11 protein-coding genes are annotated in these 17,871 nt (G+C 43.8%); 5 read left to right on the top strand and 6 right to left on the bottom strand.

The window, feature by feature from the left end; translation table 11 throughout:
- Nucleotides 1-150: 150 nt before the first annotated feature.
- Nucleotides 151-1,764, top strand: a complete 1,614-nt coding sequence (locus tag AC1F2U_RS18775; protein ID WP_480262472.1) for an NAD(P)/FAD-dependent oxidoreductase — start codon at nt 151-153, stop codon at nt 1,762-1,764.
- Nucleotides 1,765-1,883: 119 nt separating this feature from the next.
- Here the strand turns inward: AC1F2U_RS18775 and AC1F2U_RS18770 are convergent, their stop codons facing one another.
- The 3 genes from AC1F2U_RS18770 to AC1F2U_RS18760 all read right to left on the bottom strand — a co-directional run bounded on the left by AC1F2U_RS18770 (nt 1,884) and on the right by AC1F2U_RS18760 (nt 5,345).
- Complete coding sequence (locus tag AC1F2U_RS18770) at nt 1,884-2,981, bottom strand: alkene reductase (RefSeq protein WP_480262518.1); 1,098 nt, start codon at nt 2,979-2,981, stop codon at nt 1,884-1,886.
- A 440-nt stretch (nt 2,982-3,421) separates the two neighbouring features.
- Entirely contained in the window at nt 3,422-3,688 is a 267-nt protein-coding gene (locus AC1F2U_RS18765) for a hypothetical protein (RefSeq protein ID WP_334841349.1), read from the bottom strand.
- Between the two features lie 532 nt (nt 3,689-4,220).
- Nucleotides 4,221-5,345 (bottom strand): THUMP domain-containing class I SAM-dependent RNA methyltransferase, encoded by a 1,125-nt coding sequence (locus AC1F2U_RS18760; RefSeq protein ID WP_480262471.1) that lies wholly within the window; start codon nt 5,343-5,345, stop codon nt 4,221-4,223.
- Nucleotides 5,346-5,619: 274 nt separating this feature from the next.
- Between AC1F2U_RS18760 and AC1F2U_RS18755 the strand changes: the two genes are divergently transcribed.
- A complete protein-coding gene (locus AC1F2U_RS18755; protein WP_480262470.1) occupies nt 5,620-7,011 on the top strand; it encodes a hypothetical protein in 1,392 nt (463 codons plus the stop codon).
- 201 nt (nt 7,012-7,212) lie between these two features.
- On the opposite strand, the gene AC1F2U_RS18750 is transcribed toward AC1F2U_RS18755, so the two are convergent.
- Entirely contained in the window at nt 7,213-8,100 is an 888-nt protein-coding gene (locus AC1F2U_RS18750; RefSeq protein WP_480262517.1) for a sugar phosphate nucleotidyltransferase, read from the bottom strand.
- A 200-nt stretch (nt 8,101-8,300) separates the two neighbouring features.
- On the bottom strand, nt 8,301-9,482 hold the full coding sequence (gene hemW / locus AC1F2U_RS18745) for a radical SAM family heme chaperone HemW (RefSeq protein WP_480262469.1): 1,182 nt from the start codon (nt 9,480-9,482) through the stop codon (nt 8,301-8,303).
- 405 nt (nt 9,483-9,887) lie between these two features.
- Between hemW and AC1F2U_RS18740 the strand changes: the two genes are divergently transcribed.
- Nucleotides 9,888-10,964 (top strand): PIN/TRAM domain-containing protein, encoded by a 1,077-nt coding sequence (locus AC1F2U_RS18740; RefSeq protein WP_480262468.1) that lies wholly within the window; start codon nt 9,888-9,890, stop codon nt 10,962-10,964.
- A 67-nt stretch (nt 10,965-11,031) separates the two neighbouring features.
- Here AC1F2U_RS18740 and AC1F2U_RS18735 read toward each other — a convergent pair whose 3' ends face one another.
- Complete coding sequence (locus tag AC1F2U_RS18735; protein ID WP_480262467.1) at nt 11,032-11,826, bottom strand: Rpn family recombination-promoting nuclease/putative transposase; 795 nt, start codon at nt 11,824-11,826, stop codon at nt 11,032-11,034.
- A gap of 518 nt (nt 11,827-12,344) precedes the next feature.
- On the opposite strand from AC1F2U_RS18735, the gene AC1F2U_RS18730 reads away from it, so the two are divergent.
- The gene (locus tag AC1F2U_RS18730; protein ID WP_480262466.1) at nt 12,345-14,291 is read left to right on the top strand and encodes an APC family permease; all 1,947 of its coding nucleotides are present in this window, start codon (nt 12,345-12,347) and stop codon (nt 14,289-14,291) included.
- Between the two features lie 279 nt (nt 14,292-14,570).
- Nucleotides 14,571-17,819: a hybrid sensor histidine kinase/response regulator gene (locus tag AC1F2U_RS18725; RefSeq protein WP_480262465.1), complete on the top strand. Its 3,249-nt coding sequence runs from the start codon at nt 14,571-14,573 to the stop codon at nt 17,817-17,819.
- The last annotated feature ends 52 nt before the right edge of the window (nt 17,820-17,871 follow it).

Below are 17,871 nucleotides of genomic sequence, written 5' to 3'. Positions count from 1 at the left end.
ACTTATTGCAACTGCGTCGGCAGGGGGGTTAGGTTTTTCCATGACGTGAAAAGTCAGTGTTTATGTAAGGTTTCGGTAGAAGCCAGTATTCGTCCTGCCTCCTGCCTCTCTTGTTAATATTTTGATAGACAGTATGAATTTCTCCTCGCTATGTTACGACTAACTGAAGTAAAGCTCCCGCTCGATCATCCTGAAGATGCGATCGAGACTGCCATCCTCAAAAAGCTGCAAATCACGGACGAAGATTTGATCGGCTATTCCATCTTCAAGCGTAGCTACGATGCCCGTAAGAAAGGAGAGATCGCTCTTGTTTATATTCTGGATGTAGAAACGACTCAGGAAACCCATCTACTCAAGCGCCTGAAAAAAGATCCTCATGTAATGGCTACGCCAGACATGAGTTATCGCCCAGTGGCAAAAGCACCGAGCAATTTGGCGATTCGCCCTATCGTGATTGGTACTGGGCCTTGTGGTTTATTTGCAGGTTTGATGCTGGCACAAATGGGGTTCCGTCCCATCATTTTAGAACGTGGGAAACAAGTTCGCGATCGCACCGTTGATACCTTTGGCTTTTGGAAGAAAAAATCAGACTTCAATCCCGAATCCAATGCCCAGTTTGGCGAAGGTGGTGCGGGTACATTTTCTGACGGCAAACTCTACAGTCAAGTCAAAGATCCTCAGCATTATGGGCGCAAGGTACTAACCGAACTCGTGAATGCGGGAGCCTCACCAGAAATTCTCTATATCAACAAACCGCATATCGGCACATTCAAACTCGTGGGAATCGTCCAAAGTATGCGTGCCAAAATCGAATCCCTTGGTGGTGAAATTCGCTTTGAAAGTCGGGTGGAAGATATTAACATCGAAAATGGACAGGTGCGGGGAGTCACCCTCGCCAGTGGGGAATATATCGCCAGCGATTATGTGGTTTTGGCAGTGGGACACAGCGCCCGCGATACCTTCCAAATGCTATACGATCGCGGGGTTTACATCGAGCCAAAACCTTTTTCCATCGGCTTTCGGGTCGAACACCCCCAGTCTCTCATCGATCAATGTCGTTTCGGCGCTCAAGCTGGTCATAAAATTTTAGGTGCTGCCGATTATAAACTGGTTCACCACTGTCAAAATGGTCGTTCTGTTTATAGTTTTTGTATGTGTCCGGGGGGCTTGGTGGTTGCAGCCGCATCAGAACCGGGGCGGCTTGTCACCAATGGGATGAGCCAATACTCTCGCAATGAGCGTAATGCCAATAGTGCGATCGTTGTAGGCATCACCCCCGAAGATTATCCGGGCAACGCTTTGGCAGGAATTGACTTCCAACGGCGCTTGGAAGAACGAGCATTTGAGTTAGGCGGTGGAACTTATGAAGCTCCAGGACAGTTGGTGGGAGATTTTCTCAACCATCGCCCTTCTACAGCATTTGGCACAGTTAAGCCGTCTTATACACCTGGGGTACATTTGGGCGATTTGAGTCAGAGTTTACCAGATTATGCGATCGCCGCCATCCGCGAAGCCCTTCCCGCTTTTGACAAACAAATTAAAGGATTTGCGATGAATGATGCCGTGTTGACTGGCGTGGAAACCCGCACCTCATCACCAATTCGGATTAAACGCAAAGAGGATTATCAGAGTTTAAATACAGTCGGTCTTTATCCAGGGGGTGAAGGAGCGGGATATGCAGGGGGAATCCTCTCGGCTGGTATCGATGGAATTAAAGTGGCGGAGGCGGTAGCTTTAAGTATTTTGAACAATTGCGTAGTTTAACGCCGTAAGCATTATAATGCGAAGTCTTCAACGGCGACTTGGAAATTATCACCGACATAGACACTGTTGAGCATTAAAAAGTTTTTGCAACACAACTCGCATGGGCGTTGTTATACCACTCAATCGAGTTGCGACAGGGTTTGATAGTCTGTGTAGCCATGTTCACTACCACCATAGAACGCCCTCACGTCACTTTCGTTCAGAGGGGCATTGAGCCGTAGCCGATCCACTAAGTCAGGGTTAGAGATGAACAGTCGCCCGAAAACTATGGCATCAGCCCGCCCGCTTGTAATTGCTTCATCACCTCGTTGTCGATCGAACCCACCCACAGCTATCAGTGTTCCTTGGTAAACGGGACGTAGGAGATCGATGGGGTTAAACTTTGGTGCAGTTCCTCTGGCGTAACCTCGGTCATACCCCACGTGCAAGTATGCCAAACCCAATGGACTGAGTGCTTTTGCAACATAAGTGTAAGTTTCGGCAGGATCGTCATCAAATGTGTCGTTGACTGTGAAGCCGGGGGCAATCTTGACCCCAATCCGCTCCGCTCCCCGGACGCTACACAGAGCATTGACTACTTCGAGCGTGAAGCGAGTTCGATTCTCCAATGTACCACCATAGGCATCGGTGCGTTTGTTGGAGCTGCTGACTTGGAACTGGTTGGGTAAATATCCGGTTGCTGCATGAAGTTCCACACCATCAAAACCTGCTTCAATAGATAGTTCTGCCGCTCTGCGATACTCCTCTACTATTTCGGGTATTTCGTCCAATTCTAACGGACGGGGTATCTCAAAAGGGACTTTGCCATCCCAAATGTGAACTTCTTCGGACACCACCGGGACAGCCGAAGGTGCGATCGGTCGGGCATGGTTAGGTAATAGGGAGGAGTGCGACACCCGTCCAGCGTGCATCAGTTGCACAAATATCCGACCTCCAGCAGCATGAACTGCATCTGTGACTTTTCGCCAGCCTGCAACCTGCTCCTCGTTGTGCAACCCAGGACAGGTTGTGTAACCTCGCCCCATTGGACTTGGATGCGTCCCTTCCGTAATAATGAGTCCCGCCGAAGCTCGCTGGGTGTAGTATTCGACCATTAAGGGGGTAGGTACACATTCAGTAGTTGCCCGAAGACGGGACATCGGAGACATGATGATGCGGTTGGGAAGGTCAAGCGAACCTAGTCTAACTGGCGCGAACAGTTCTGATTTTTCTGGCATTGGCATTTTTCCTCTTCTAGAACCAGGGCGATAGCGTAGCGGTAGCGAGTTCACGAGCGTCTGCTTGCGGCGGTAAACTACGCTCCACCGACAACCTCAAAATACTGCCCTACAGATAACTTCAAGATAACTGAATCTGGAACGCTGACAAATAGCTCTGATTAATTGCCCCATAGATCGCCTTGCGGTATCACTATTTATTATATGGAAAGCTTGCATATAATCTTTTTCTTGATGACGACAAATAGAGCATTACAGCCAATGCCTGTCATTTGCCTTTTACACCATTATCTGGTACTGCCAATATCAATTTTAATATCAAGCCCCACCTAGATGCTTTCGAGGTAGGGCTTTTGCTTTTATGGCTGGAATCGATATGCAATCATCTATCAAGCGCGATGGCGTACACGCCCTTTCCGAAGGCGATCGCAGTGCATAATTTATCCGATTGTTAAAGCTGGTTCTTTACAGAAGTTAAATAGGGCTGACTCAGTTTTTGATTCATCTTCAAATACAGCAGATATGTACCATTCACAGGGCGAACCATTCGTATATTCAGCCCAAGCAATTGTTGCTGTTTCACCTGATGGAATCCCTGATTCACCCAAGTTAAATGCGGCCCACTCTTGCTCGTCAACAGATACCCACAACTCTGTAATTGCCAATTCAGTTTTATTGGTAACGGTAAAGGTGAATTGGTCTGACATAAATAGCCTTGCCTTTTAACGATAAATAAATTGCAGATTGTCAGTCACTAGATTATACTGCCACTTGTTTCAAAAGTTGTTATACTAACTGCCAGAATATAGACTTATAGCATTTCACTATAAGGTTGATACATTTAGGTAAGCAGAGGGGCAGAGGGGCAGAGGAGCAGAGGGGCAGAGGGGCAGAGGAGCAGAGGAGCAGAAGAGAGGGTTTGCAGGTTTTACATAACAGATTATGAGGCAACTTATAGACGCGACAGGTTGCAAACCGGAAATAGTAAAATCCGATCGATTCTGTCTTAATACAGTTTTGCGTAAAAGCGTAGCATTTTTAATGCAGAGAGATGCATTGGCATTGCAGAGAGATGCATTGGCATTGCAGAGAGACGCATTGACATTGTATTGAGATGCATTGACATTGTATTGAGACGCATTGGCATTGTATTGAGACGCATTGGCATTGTAGAGAGATGCATTGGCATTGCAAGGTATTGCCAAATTTAATTCGCTACAAATTAATGAAATGCTGTACTTAATACAACTCATATTTCATTAACTGACAAGGCAACGCTCCGTTGTACACGGCAATTCGCTGGGATGATTTTAATCCAATCGATTGAGACAGTTCCTTGTTGCCACTGAGGACAAATGCAGTCCAGCCTTTGAAGCGTTGTTTCAATACATCGCCCAAAAGTTTATAGAACGCCGCTAAATCGCTATCTCGCCCCAGCCGTTCGCCATAAGGTGGATTGCAGAATAAAATCCCACTGTCTGCGGGGGCGACAACATCGGCAAGTTCCATTTGAGAAAACCATACATGGTTATCAACGCCGCAATTTTGAGCATTGTTAATCGCTTGCTCAATTATATTTTCATCGCGATCGCTTCCCCAAATAGGTGCGGGAAGAGTATCCAATTGGCTGTCCTTAGCTTCTTGCAGCAGCTTTTCTAAAAGGGGCAGATCGAAATCGAGCCAATTTTCAAATCCAAAGCTTTCGCGAAACAGTCCTGGTGCGATGTTCAGTGCCTTCAAGCAAGCTTCTAGGGGTAAAGTGCCAGATCCACACAGAGGATCGTAGAACATCTGGTCTGGTTGCCAGCCTGAAAGCTGAATGAGAGCCGCAGCGAGAGATTCCTTGAGAGGGGCTGCTCCCACCGCAGGACGGTAGCCTCGGCGATGCAGACTATTTCCAGAACTGTCAAGTTTGACGGTACAAAAGTCGCGTTCAATATGAACATTAACCCGCACATCTGGTTCATGAAGCTCTACATTTGAACGCTCGCCCAGATTTTCTTGCTGCTGGTCAACGATCGCATTTTTCACCTGGAGAGATGTGAAGTGGCTGTGGTTGAGGTGCTGGTTTTTGCCCGTGACATTCACCGCCAGCGTCATGTCTGGCGTCAGATAGTTTTGCCAATCGATAGTTTGGATACCGCGATAAAGATCCTTGGCATCAAGGCATGGAAACTCATCGATGTTCACCAAGATTCGGAACGGCAGCCTAGCCCAGAGATTGACGCGATAAAGTAAAGTGCGATCGCCCTCAAAGGCTACACCGCAAAACCCCGGCTCTACGGAATGGGCACCCAGTTGCTCTAACTCCTGAGCCGCGAGGGTTTCTAATCCGCGAGCAACCGTTGCAAAATACTGATTCATCCTCTAATCCAAAGCATTATCTTCACTGCTCACCCATTGACGCACTTTAGCTTAACTCATATCTTGTAACATTCTCTCTCGTTAAGTCTGCGATTATAACCTTAGTAAGGTAGAGGCAGGAGTCAGGACACAGCAAATATTTTTTGAAAGAGATTATATTTTCTTCAGTTTAAGTACTATCTTAAATCAATTAACCTTGCTAATATCAAGCTGAAATAGCATTCAGGCACTTTGCAATACAACTCATCAATAAAAATAATCAGAGGGAAAAACTATGAGTTTAGTATCTGATATTGTTCTGCTGCAAGACTTAACATCGTCCTCTAATGAGGGTGTAGTCCAGCTTAAAGCCGTACTACCTGCGACGGTAAATCGCTTAACCAACCCGAAATTAGCAAATATATTTGGTGATGACCTGAAATTTGGTATTGCCTCTTTCAAGGATAAGCCACTTGTGCCTTTTGGCGGTTACGCTGACTATGTATATCAAGCAGAAGTCGCTTTGACAAATAAAGTCACAACAATTAAAGACAAAATCTTTGGCTTTGAAGCTTTTGGTGGCAATGATGGGCCAGAATCACAATTATTTGCACTCTTGTTCGCAGCTTTAGATAACGGCAGTCTTGGTTACAGAGTAGGTTCATTTCGTGTTGTGATAATAGCTACCGATGGTATTTATCACGTTGCCGGCGATCGCGCAGCAGTTAGGCCAGATAGTATTGGCAATAATGGAGATGCGATAGCTGATGCTTTTGAAGATTATCCACAGGTCGGACAAGTAAAAACTGCGCTAGAAGCAAATAACATTATTCCAATTTTTCTAACTACGAGTAATGTTGCAGCCAATTACGAGACACTAGTTACCCAGCTTGGTCGAGGTGGTGTACTGACTGTTGGTTCTACAAGTGAGAATCTTGCTGATGTCATAAAAGAGGCAGTTGCTCGATCCAGAAATGCGATAAGTACTGATGTCGCTACAACCAAGGGAGACGATACCTTTAGTTGGGGGAATTTTTCGGCTGGCGATAAGGTTATTTTTGCTGGGGATGGTGATGACAGTATTTCGCTTTCTGGTGTTGTTGGTAATCATTACATTGATGGGGGGGCAGGTTCTGACATCCTTTTTGGTGGAGCTGGTGCAGACATCATAGATGGGGGTAGTGATGACGACAACCTTCTAGGGGGTAAAGGTAATGATATTCTTTTTGGCAGTAGTGGAAAAGATACTCTGATCGGCAACACAGGCAACGATTACCTACAGGGAGATAGTGGGGACGACTTACTAGAAGGAGGCGCTGGTTCAGATAAGTTTGCATTTGCAACAGGATCGAAGTTTAATATTAGGGAACTTGGAGTTGATATTATTAGTGACTTCACTCTTGAGGAAGACAAGATCCAACTATCTAAATCTACCTTTACCGCTCTAAGTAACTCTGTCTTTCCAACTCAATTAAATTCCGCAGACTTTGCCACAGTAACAAACGATACCTTAGCTGCAAGTAGTAGTGCAGCGATCGTTTATAATAGCGCAAATGGTAGTCTCTTTTATAACCCTAATGGTTCGGCGGATAATTTTGCTGAGATTAATTCCGGGGGTAAATTTGCACAATTGGATGCTACCTCTTTTCCTGCTCTAACTACCGCTAGTTTTGAGGTCGTTTTTTAAGGTTTGTGTCTGATTTAGATTCCTGCATTTTGTAACTCATCTACCTGAAAACTGCTTTAACAAAAAAAGGAGGCGATCGCCAGGAGCAAATTAAACGGTATATTTTTAAGATGCCTCTGCTTACCTCAATAGACTACTATCTATTTGAACTATTTTAAAAAGTGAGATCCTCCCAGACAAACAAATTGAACTGAGATTAATCTATATTTTTCTAAAATCAATCATTGTCTGCCGATAAGTATCTGGCAAACCTGTATCAAAACACTTGCCTTTAACAACATATCCTGTCATTCCCTCTTGCTGACGCAATTGTTCAAGACAAGATGTTAACTGAAATTCACCTCGTTCTCGGAAATTTTGGTTGATATGTTCTGCTAGAAAGTCAAAAATTTTCGGCGTTAGTAAATATAAGCCAAATATACATAAAAAATTATTTTCTGACATTCCTTCTACACGTAAATGCTGTTGTGCATACTCAATAGTCGGTTTCTCATACAGTTGTGTAACTGACAAAATCGAGTTTAACTCTTGCCAAACTCCTGTTACACACCCAGCTTGATGAATAATTTCTGCTGGCATTGTAGTTAAGCCAACAACGTTTTGATTAACTTGTTCGTAAACATCTAAAATTTGACGCGCACAAGATTTTTCAATGTCGGATGCATAAATGTGGTCGCCCAACATGAGTAAAAACGGCTCATTTTGTACCCAATCCTTGGCACAAAATACTGCATGACCATAGCCTAATTGTTCCTCTTGTAACAAAATGGTAATTCTGCTACCTAAATCTTCGAGATATCGGCTATATTCTTGATTTTGTGGTGAAAGTTTCTCTAAAAGCTCTTTTTTGGGTGGGTTTTTCAAGAAATCTGCAAATATTTCTTGGTCATCTGGCTGCACCACAATCCCTACTTCTGTAATTCCAGCACTAATTGCCTCTTCAATAATTGCAAGAATCACAGGTTTTGCTCTACCATCTCGATCGATAATCGGGAAAAGTTCTTTTTTGACAACTTTAGTAGCTGGAAACAAACGAGTACCGAAACCAGCTACCGGAATCACAGCTTTTCTAACTTTATTTTTCTGCATCATATCATGTCCGTATAATTAGTTATGATTCCTCAAGTCTTGCACCCCACCCCCAGCCCCTCCCCGCTCTGAGGGAGGGGAGACAAAGCATAGCTTTGGCAGGGTGGGGCTCTTCAGGTTTAATAAGTAATCTGGCGGACATGATATCAATCCTCATCAGCTTAAAATCTTCCCTCCTCTCTCTGCGCCTCTGCGGTTCGTCATCCCAACTTCTCAAACAACTCCGCTAACACCACATTAGAAAACAAAAACCCTTGGGGATCGATCAAACGCAACCTTCCCTCTGCAACTTCCACCCAACCTTTTTCAAAATACAATTGCAAACACCGACAAATCTCCTCCACCTTCTCTTCCCCAAACGCCTCTACCAACGCCGCCAAACTCAAACCTTCTGCCAAACGCAACCCCAACATTAACGTTTCTAACAATACTTCCTTTGGGGGGGTAACATCACAATCAATTACAGCGCCAGCTTGTACCCACTGGTAATACTCTTTAGTTTTACGCGGACGAGTGAACCGCTTCCCCTCAACATAACTCGCCGCACCCATACCGAAGCCATAATAAGGGCGGTTTTCCCAATACACTCGATTATGCCGACACTGATGGCCGGGTTGAGCATAATTGGAAATTTCATAATGCTCATAACCTGCACTAGTTAAAACCTGCTGACCCATCTGGTACATTTTGACTGTGGCTTCATCGGTAGGCAAAGGAGTATCGCCAGGTTTGTAGTAACGACCAAAGGCTGTACCTGGTTCGATGGTAAGATCGTAAATGGAAACGTGAGTAGGTGCGATCGCCACCGTCTTTTCTAAAGAATCCTGCCATCGATCCAAAGACTGATGCGGCAATCCAGAAATTAAGTCTAAGCTAAATACGGGAATCTCGACTTGGTGGATTAGTTCCACAGCTGCAAAAATATCTTCAACTGAGTGCGATCGCCCCGCCCTTTGCAATAATTCTGATTGAAAGGCTTGTACGCCCAAACTTACCCGGTTCACGCCTGCACTGCGATAGCCTGCTATGTGGGCTAAATCAAAGGTGCCTGGGTCAATTTCCATAGAAATCTCTGCCCCAGACGCAATCCCAAAATGCTTCTGTAGCTCTGTCAGTATCCGTTGTAGCTGCTCTATTGAGAGCAACGAAGGAGTACCACCACCGAAGAAAATTGTCTTCAGAGGTTGACCAAATGCTGGTGTAATGGCAATTTCTTGACATAGCACCTCAACATATTGGGAAATAGTACCAGATGTTTCGCCCCGCAAGCGATCGCCCACAACAGATACCGGAAAATCACAATAAAAACATCGCCGCCTGCAAAAGGGAATATGCACATAAGCAGAACTCGCAATTCCAGAAATACTAAATTTTTTACTCATTTTGAGAAAAGTTTTAAGTTAATCCAACTGCGAATTAGAGACAATGAAAATGAGGTAAGAATAAAGGCGTCAGTCGTCAGGAGCCAGAATAATTGTAAAATCAAGCGTGTAATAACTTCTTGATTTTATTAAAATTATTAAGTTTGTGTATCAAAGTCTTCTTAATTCTGACTTCTGGATTCTGGATTCTGAATTCTTACAAATTAATTAGTTTATTTACAAGTTTTTGTCTTTTTACAACAAAACAATGAAAAATATTAAGATAAAAGCCTTTGGTTATAATAATTGCAGATATTGTCAGCCTAAACCCTTAGTGTAAGTCAATATTGATGAGTTTATCTTACCGATGAAATAAAAAATACTTAACTTTATCGGTTAACACAGTTGCAGGAAAACAAGACAACCATGCTTGACGCCATTATTATTTTCTCATTTATCTTAGCAGCGTCGGGAATAGGGTTCTACAGCATTGAACTACTACCCAATGGGACGCTAGATCAGGTAACGAATCTAGAAGCTTTACGCTTAATTGTTGCCGTCTTTGCCGCTATTATTGGTGGTGCGATCGGGCTGAGTTTCCAGACGACATATCGTCGCCTAGAATCACAAGTCAAAGAAATGCCTCTGGAAGTGATTTTAACTCGTGCGATCGGCTTAGTGATTGGGCTATTACTAGCCAACCTAATGCTAGCCCCACTATTTTTGCTCCCGATCCCGGCAGATTTTGGATTTATTAAGCCATTGGTGGCAGTTGTCGGTAGTATTATCCTCTCCGTTACTGGCATGAATTTGGCAGACACCCACGGGCGAGGCTTATTGCGGTTCATTAATCCCAACACTGTTGAATCGATGGTAGTGGAAGGAACATTAAAACCAGCCAATACCAAAGTTTTAGATACTAGCTGTATTATTGATGGTCGTATTGAAGCCTTACTAGAAACAGGGTTTTTAGAAGGGCAAATTCTCGTACCGCAGTTTGTTTTGCAAGAACTCCAACAAGTAGCGGATGCTAGCAAAGACCAAAAGCGGGTGCGGGGAAGGAGAGGACTAGAAATTCTCAACCGTATTAAAGAAGATTATCCCGATCGCATCCTGATTAATGCAGTTGACTACGAAGATATTCCCACAGTGGATGCCAAGTTAGTACGCTTCGCCCAAGAAATTAGCGGTACACTGCTAACCAACGACTACAACTTGTCTAAAGTCGCCAGTGTTCAAAAAGTACCTGTTTTGAATGTGAATGATTTAGTGAATGCCGTCCGTCCCAGTTATTTACCTGGCGACAACCTGGATTTAAAAATCCTCAAGGAAGGCAAAGAACCCAGTCAAGGCATAGGCTATCTCGATGACGGCACAATGGTAGTTGTTGAAGAAGGTAGCAGCTATGTGGGTGGTGAACTGCGAGTAGTAGTCACCAGTGCTTTACAAACTACAGCAGGAAGAATGATTTTTGCCAAACCCCAAGCTTCAGCATTGGCGTGAAACAATGGGATGTTTGTTTAATTCGAGTGATACTTGGTAATCGGTGCAGGTTGACTGCACCGATTATTTATTGATTGAAATCACGAGACTCACTTGCCTGTAAATACTGTAACTGCTCAATTGATAACCCTGTCACCCTGCCGATCTGTTCTAATGGCATACCAGTACTAAATAGATTTCTTGCCACTTCAAGTAACGCTTCAGCCTTACCTTCAGCCTTACCTTCAGCTTTACCTTCTTGTAGAATGTCTTGATAAATCGCTGACTCGCGCATAATATCTGACCTCAAAACTCGTTTAATAACCTCTTTATCTAATACTAAACCAGCTAAAATCGCTGTAGAAGCAGCAATATTACTTTGAGTTCTAGATTCTGTAATACCATTAATTTCCCGTGCCACTTCGTTAAGTATGACTTCTGGATCGATTGTATTGCTTAAGACCGCCAAAGGTAAAAGTCCAGGTGTTCTCAAAAATACTTCAGTTGGTTGTTCCCAAAGTCTGATAACTGCAAATTCATGTCGTGTTCCAGCAATTGTAAATGTATTTTGTTGCACTAAATTTGAATTTGTCTGCTTGAGGTAAATGACGACTTGATGCATTGCTTTGTCTGGAAAGCGGCGATATACTCGCAACCGATAGTCAATCATCCGAAAAGGAATTTCCGCATCGACTTGGGTTTGAAATTCCAAATGCAATATGCTTTGCTCTGACTGCAACAGAATTAGGGCATCAGCACGAATGGGTTCAAGAGATAATTCTTTTGGACTTAGTTCTGTTAAATTAATAGATTCCCCTAATAACCATCTAGCGAAGTCACTGGAGAAGTTCTCAACTAAAAATTTGCAGATATTGTCAAACATCTGAATTAGTGTAGTTAGTGCCGATGGGTTCGCGTGATGCTACGAGCCTACCTAACAGATCGCCTGTATATTCTGTACGACTATATGCCTATAATTCCATCAAATTAAAGTCTGCGGCTACACAAACAGAGTTATAGATTAGCAGGCTAATTATTTTATGGTCATTTACACAAATATCATATAACTAAAAGTGACTTTTATTTTAGGGCTGATTTGTTGATTGCGTACATACCTTATTTAGCAGCGTCGTTTTTTATAATTTATACGGCTTAAAGGTGCTTAGAGTGCAAAAGCTTTAATCCCAAAATATACGGTTGCAGTATTGATTATTCCTATACCAAAACCTGCAACCGATCTCGATTTGGTAGACGACTACGAGCAGCTACTATATATTTTGTAAATTGGACAGGATGCTTAACATACAATAATAGTGCTATACCTTTGTAGTTAAAAATTTTAATAAACCACGAAGGCTTAAAAAAATCACAAAGCCGACTTTTGCAACATAACTGTATTTGATGGCTAAATCAATTGTTTCAACAAAACGGCTCGGCAGCCAGTTAATCCATTGGTTGCTTGAAGAAGACCGACGAGAAAAAAAAGGGCCTTACCGCAAGGAAGAAGTACATCGCCAGCATTCTTGGTGGCAGGTGATGTGCTTGACTGGTGTAGATTATTTCTCTACCCTTGGTTATCAACCTGGGATTGCAGCACTGGCGGCTGGCGCTCTTTCTCCTATAGCTACTCTGATTCTGGTTTTGCTGACGCTCTTTGGAGCATTGCCAATCTATCGGCGCATTGCTGCCGAAAGCCCTCATGGTGAAGGGTCGATCGCAATGTTAGAGCGTTTACTTCCCTGGTGGCAAGGCAAATTACTTGTACTGTGCTTACTTGGCTTTGTGGCAACTGACTTTATTATTACCATTACCTTGTCAGCAGCTGATGCCACAGCCCATATCATCGAAAATCCGCTGACACCAAATTGGCTTCACAATCAAACGATCGCAGTTACCCTGATATTAGTTGCATTACTAGGTGCAGTCTTCCTGAGAGGTTTCCGAGAAGCCATTGGGATTGCAGTAGTTTTGGTGGGAGCTTATCTGCTGTTAAACTTCATTGTCGTTGGCGTTGGTGTGTATCAGATATTAAATCACACAGAAACGATCCCGAATTGGCAAACTGCACTTTTTGCACGCCATTCCAATCCTTTGATGCTAATCGGCATCTCTCTCATCATCTTCCCCAAACTCGCGCTGGGTTTGTCAGGTTTTGAGACTGGTGTTACCGTTATGCCCCTGGTTAAAGGTAGCAGTAACAGCACTTCGCAGCATACCAAAGGGCGGATTCGGAATACACGCAAGTTGCTCACCACTGCTGCTCTGATTATGAGCTTCTTTTTGCTTACCACCAGTTTTATAACCACTCTACTGATTCCAGCCGCAGAATTTGCATCGGGAGGCAAAGCTAACGGACGGGCCCTTGCTTATTTAGCACATCTATATTTAGGCAATGGCTTTGGCACAATTTACGATTTAAGTACTATTTCTATTTTGTGGTTTGCAGGTGCATCTGCAATGGCAGGGCTGTTAAATATCGTGCCTCGCTACCTACCACGCTATGGCATGGCACCCAATTGGGCACGAGTAACCCGACCTTTGGTGTTAGTCTACACAGCGATCGCTTTTGTTGTCACAATTATCTTCAAAGCAAGTGTAGAAGCCCAAGGTGGGGCTTACGCAACTGGTGTGCTGGTGTTGATCACCTCAGCCGCCTTTGCCGTCACCTTATCAGCCCACCGTCACCAACAGAAGCGGGCCAGACTAGTTTTTGGCATCATTACACTGTTATTTGTATATACCACCATTGTTAATATCATCGAAAGACCAGAAGGGATTAGGATTGCTGGGTTTTTCATCGGTGCGATCATTTTTACCTCGCTGGTTTCTCGTGTTTGGCGTTCAACAGAACTGCGAGCAGAGCGGATTGAAGTTGACGAACTTGCTAGGCAATTCTTTGCCGAAGATAGCCAGGGAACAATACGACTGATTGCAAATCGCTTGAATACGGGCGATGTCCTAGAGTATTTTATGAAAGAGAAAGAGGTACGCGAAGACAACCATATTCCACTCAACGATCCAATTCTGTTTCTAGAAATTCATGTATCCGATGCTTCGGAATTTGCAGATGTGATTAAAGTAAAAGGGGTGCAAGTTGGTGATTATCGCATCCTCCGGGCTGAAAGTGCAGCAGTACCAAATGCGATCGCAGCTTTACTACTTTACATTCGCGACCAAACAGGTAAGATTCCCCATGCTTACTTCGGCTGGGTTGAGGGAAATCCCATACAATACCTATTGCGTTTTATCTTGTTTGGCGAAGGTGACATCGCTGTAGTTACCCGTGAAGTACTGCGGCGAGCTGAAAAGAATCCCGAAATGCGACCTGGTATTCATGTTGGGGGTTGATTTAAGAGTGCTGAGTAATGAGTAATGAGTAATGAGTAATGAGTTTAATTTTCTGTGTAAGTTCTCTAAGTCTATAAGATTTAAGAGTGCTGTTAGCGATAGCGGGGCGTTTAGCCCGTGCTGAGTGCGATTATTACTTTTTTTACTCAGCACTCGTATACTCAGCACTCAGCACTGTTTCGCAGCTTCTGGTTCAAGTTGGAAGAAATTGCCCTAGAATTTATGTAAGTATGAGCCGCTCAATCTGAGATTAACTTTAAAATTATTTAACTTTTTAGAATGCCAGACGCGGAAAAGTTCCACAACCAGCTGGCTAATCACAAGCTGCTGCATCGGCAAGTTAGTAAAAAGGCAAAATCTTCGCTAGTCGCCAGTCAAGAAGAAGGAATGGTGCTTCAGTTACTTGATGGCACTATCCAGGCTTGCAATGCCGCTAGCGATCGCATTTTGGGACTGAGCGCAGAACAGCTTGTGGGGCAAAATTTGCTCGATCCCAAGTGGCAGTTTATTCATGAAGATAGCTCTCCTTTACTCAGTAAAGCTCATCCTACGAGCGTTACTCAAAATACAGGTAAACCTTGTTTAAATGTGATATGTGGCTTTTATAAGCCAAATGGTGAGCTAGTCTGGCTCTTGTTTTCCTCGCAACCTCTGTTTCAAACTGAAGCAAGCAATTTGTATGCGATCGTGACAACTTTTTCAGATATTACGGCATCTAAGTATGCCCAGTTCGAGGATGACTGTAGTTGCGAACAAAATACTCAACAACTTGATGCAGATGAATTTCAGGCATTGTGGGATAGTCAACGTCTGTTTCAACAAATTGCTGGCACTCTTCCAGGGATAATCTACATTTATGACCTAATTGAGCAGCGAAATGCTTACGTTAATTACGAAATTGCTCAAGGTTGGGGCTACACACCAGCAGAAATCCAGGCGATGGGAAAGGAGTTATTTACCCAACTTCTACACCCTGAAGATTTGGCTCGACTCCCTAGCTATCTTGAACAATTTAATTCTACTTATCAGGGCGAAGTTCTCAGCTTTGAATACCGAATTCTACACGCTAATGGAGAATGGCGCTGGTTTTGTAGCTATGACACTGTGTATAGCAGAACTGTTGATGGATTGGCGCAATATCTTTTGGGGATCGCTTTTGATATTACAGAGCGACGACACATAGAAATTTCCTTGCGGCAAAGTAATGAAAGGTTTGAGCTAGCAGCAGCGGCGGTTAATTGCCTAATCTATGACTGGGAGATTGGCAGAAATACTGTGGAAAGAACTCAAGGTCTAACCCAGGTTTTTGGCTACACCCAACAAGAAACGGAACCTACTTTCCAATGGTGGCAAGAACGCATCCATCCCGATGACCAACAAAGAGTTAACGAGCAATTCATGGCTAGTATGGCCAATGGAAACCGTTATCGGATTGAGTATCGCGTGCGTCACCAGGATGGTCGCTATTTGTGGGTAGAAGATCGGGGGTTTGCAGTCCGGGATGAAAATGCTCAGGTCGTTAGGGTAGTTGGTGCGAGTACTGATATTAGCGAACAGCAAGCTGCTCTATGCGAACGTCAAAAAATTGAAACAAATCTGCGCGAAAGTGAAGAACGGATTCGGTTAGCCACTAATGCTGCTGAACTGGGTATGTGGTTTTGGAATATCACCACCAACGAGGTAATTTGGACAGACAAATGTCGGCAGCTGTTTGGAGTGTCCCTAGAAGCCGAAATCGACTTTGAGATTTTCCTTAACTGTGTACATCCAGAAGACCGCCAATGCATTCATGAAGCGATCGCCCGCTCTCTTAAAGAACAGGTTGACTGTGATATTGAATACCGCACCCTTTGGGCTGATGGTAGTATTCATTGGATTTCTGCTAAAGGTCGCGTCTTTTATGATGCTGAGGGTAAGCCAGTACGGATGATGGGTACTACCCAAGATATTACCCAACGCAAACAGGTAGAAAATGATTTACGCCAGCGTGAAACTCAATTAAGGCGCTTAGTTGATTCCAACATTATTGGCATTATGTTCGCTACTCCTGATTACATTACTGAGGCGAACGAGGCTTTTTTAGAAATGGTGGGTTATACACGAGAAGAACTTTTAGCGAGTAAGATACGCAGACAAGATATCACGCCACCTGAATATCATGCTCTCGATCGGCAGGGGCTAGAACAACTTTTAACGGTTGGGATATGTACTCCTTTTGAAAAAGAATACATTCGTAAGGATGGTTCCCGCATTCCGATACTAATTGGTGGTGCCTTGGTGGAGAAAGATCCCGCATCTTGGATCTGTTTTATTCTTGACTTAACCCCCAGGAAACAATTAGAAAAAGCACTCAGGCAACAAGCAGAAGAACTCAAACAGGCAAACCGGAATAAAGATGAGTTTCTCGCTATTCTCTCCCACGAATTGCGATCGCCCCTCAACCCGATTTTAGGGTGGTCATCGCTACTCAAAAGCCGCAAATTTGATGAAGTGACTACAAATCGGGCTTTAGAAACCATCGAAAGAAATGCTCAATTGCAGATTCAATTAATTGATGAGTTGCTGGATGTCTCCCGAATTATTCGCGGTAAGTTGAACCTGACTTTTGCCACTGTTAACCTGGTAGCTGTAATTGATGCTGCATTAGAAACAGTCCGGTTAAGCGCCGAAACCAAATCTATCCAGATTAAAGTACAGCTCGATCCCAATGTTGGTAAAGTGTTAGTGTTAGGCGATTATAATCGCTTACAGCAAGTTGTAGGGAATTTACTCTCGAACGCAGTCAAGTTTACTCCCTCTCGTGGTTCGGTGGAAGTTAGCTTGTCATTGAGTCGCGAATTCACTTCCCACTCTGCACTAATTCAAGTTAAAGATACAGGTCAAGGTATTTCCCCAGAGTTTCTACCCCACGTATTTGAATATTTTCGTCAAGCGGATAGCAGTACAACCAGGACATTCGGCGGACTGGGACTGGGATTGGCAATAGTTCGTCACTTAGTAGAGTTGCATGGTGGTACTGTAAAAGCAGCCAGTCCAGGAATTGGACAGGGAGCAGTTTTTACTGTCAGATTGCCCGTGATGAAGGAAACTGAGGGTGCAGAGAAAGCAGGAGGAGTAGGGGAGAAATTTAACTCGTCAGTTCTGCGTGGACTACGGGTATTAATTGTCGATGACGATGTTGACACACGAGAGTTTTTGCACTTCTTGCTACAACAAAATGGGGCGTTGATAACTGCCGTAGCATCGGTAAAAGAGGCGCTTATAATTATAGCACAAGCTGTACCTAATTTATTAATCAGTGATTTAGGAATGCCAGAAATGGATGGCTACAGCTTGATTAAGATGCTTAGAGCCATGCCCAAAGAGGAGGGTGGGGAAATTCCGGCGATCGCTCTTACCGCCTATGCTGGAGAAAGCGATCGCGATCGAGTTTTAGCGGCTGGTTTTCAGAAACACATTGCTAAACCAGTACAACCAACTGAATTACTCACCTCAATTACAGAATTGCTAGGGTCAAATCACCGCTAAAACTCTATTTCTGTTCATTAGATTTTAGGCTCAACTGAACCGTATTGAGTTA

The organism is Nostoc sp. LEGE 12454 (genome assembly GCF_056620565.1).
The sequence above is the reverse complement of the archived record's forward strand: the minus strand, read 5'-3'. Positions and strand labels throughout refer to the sequence as shown.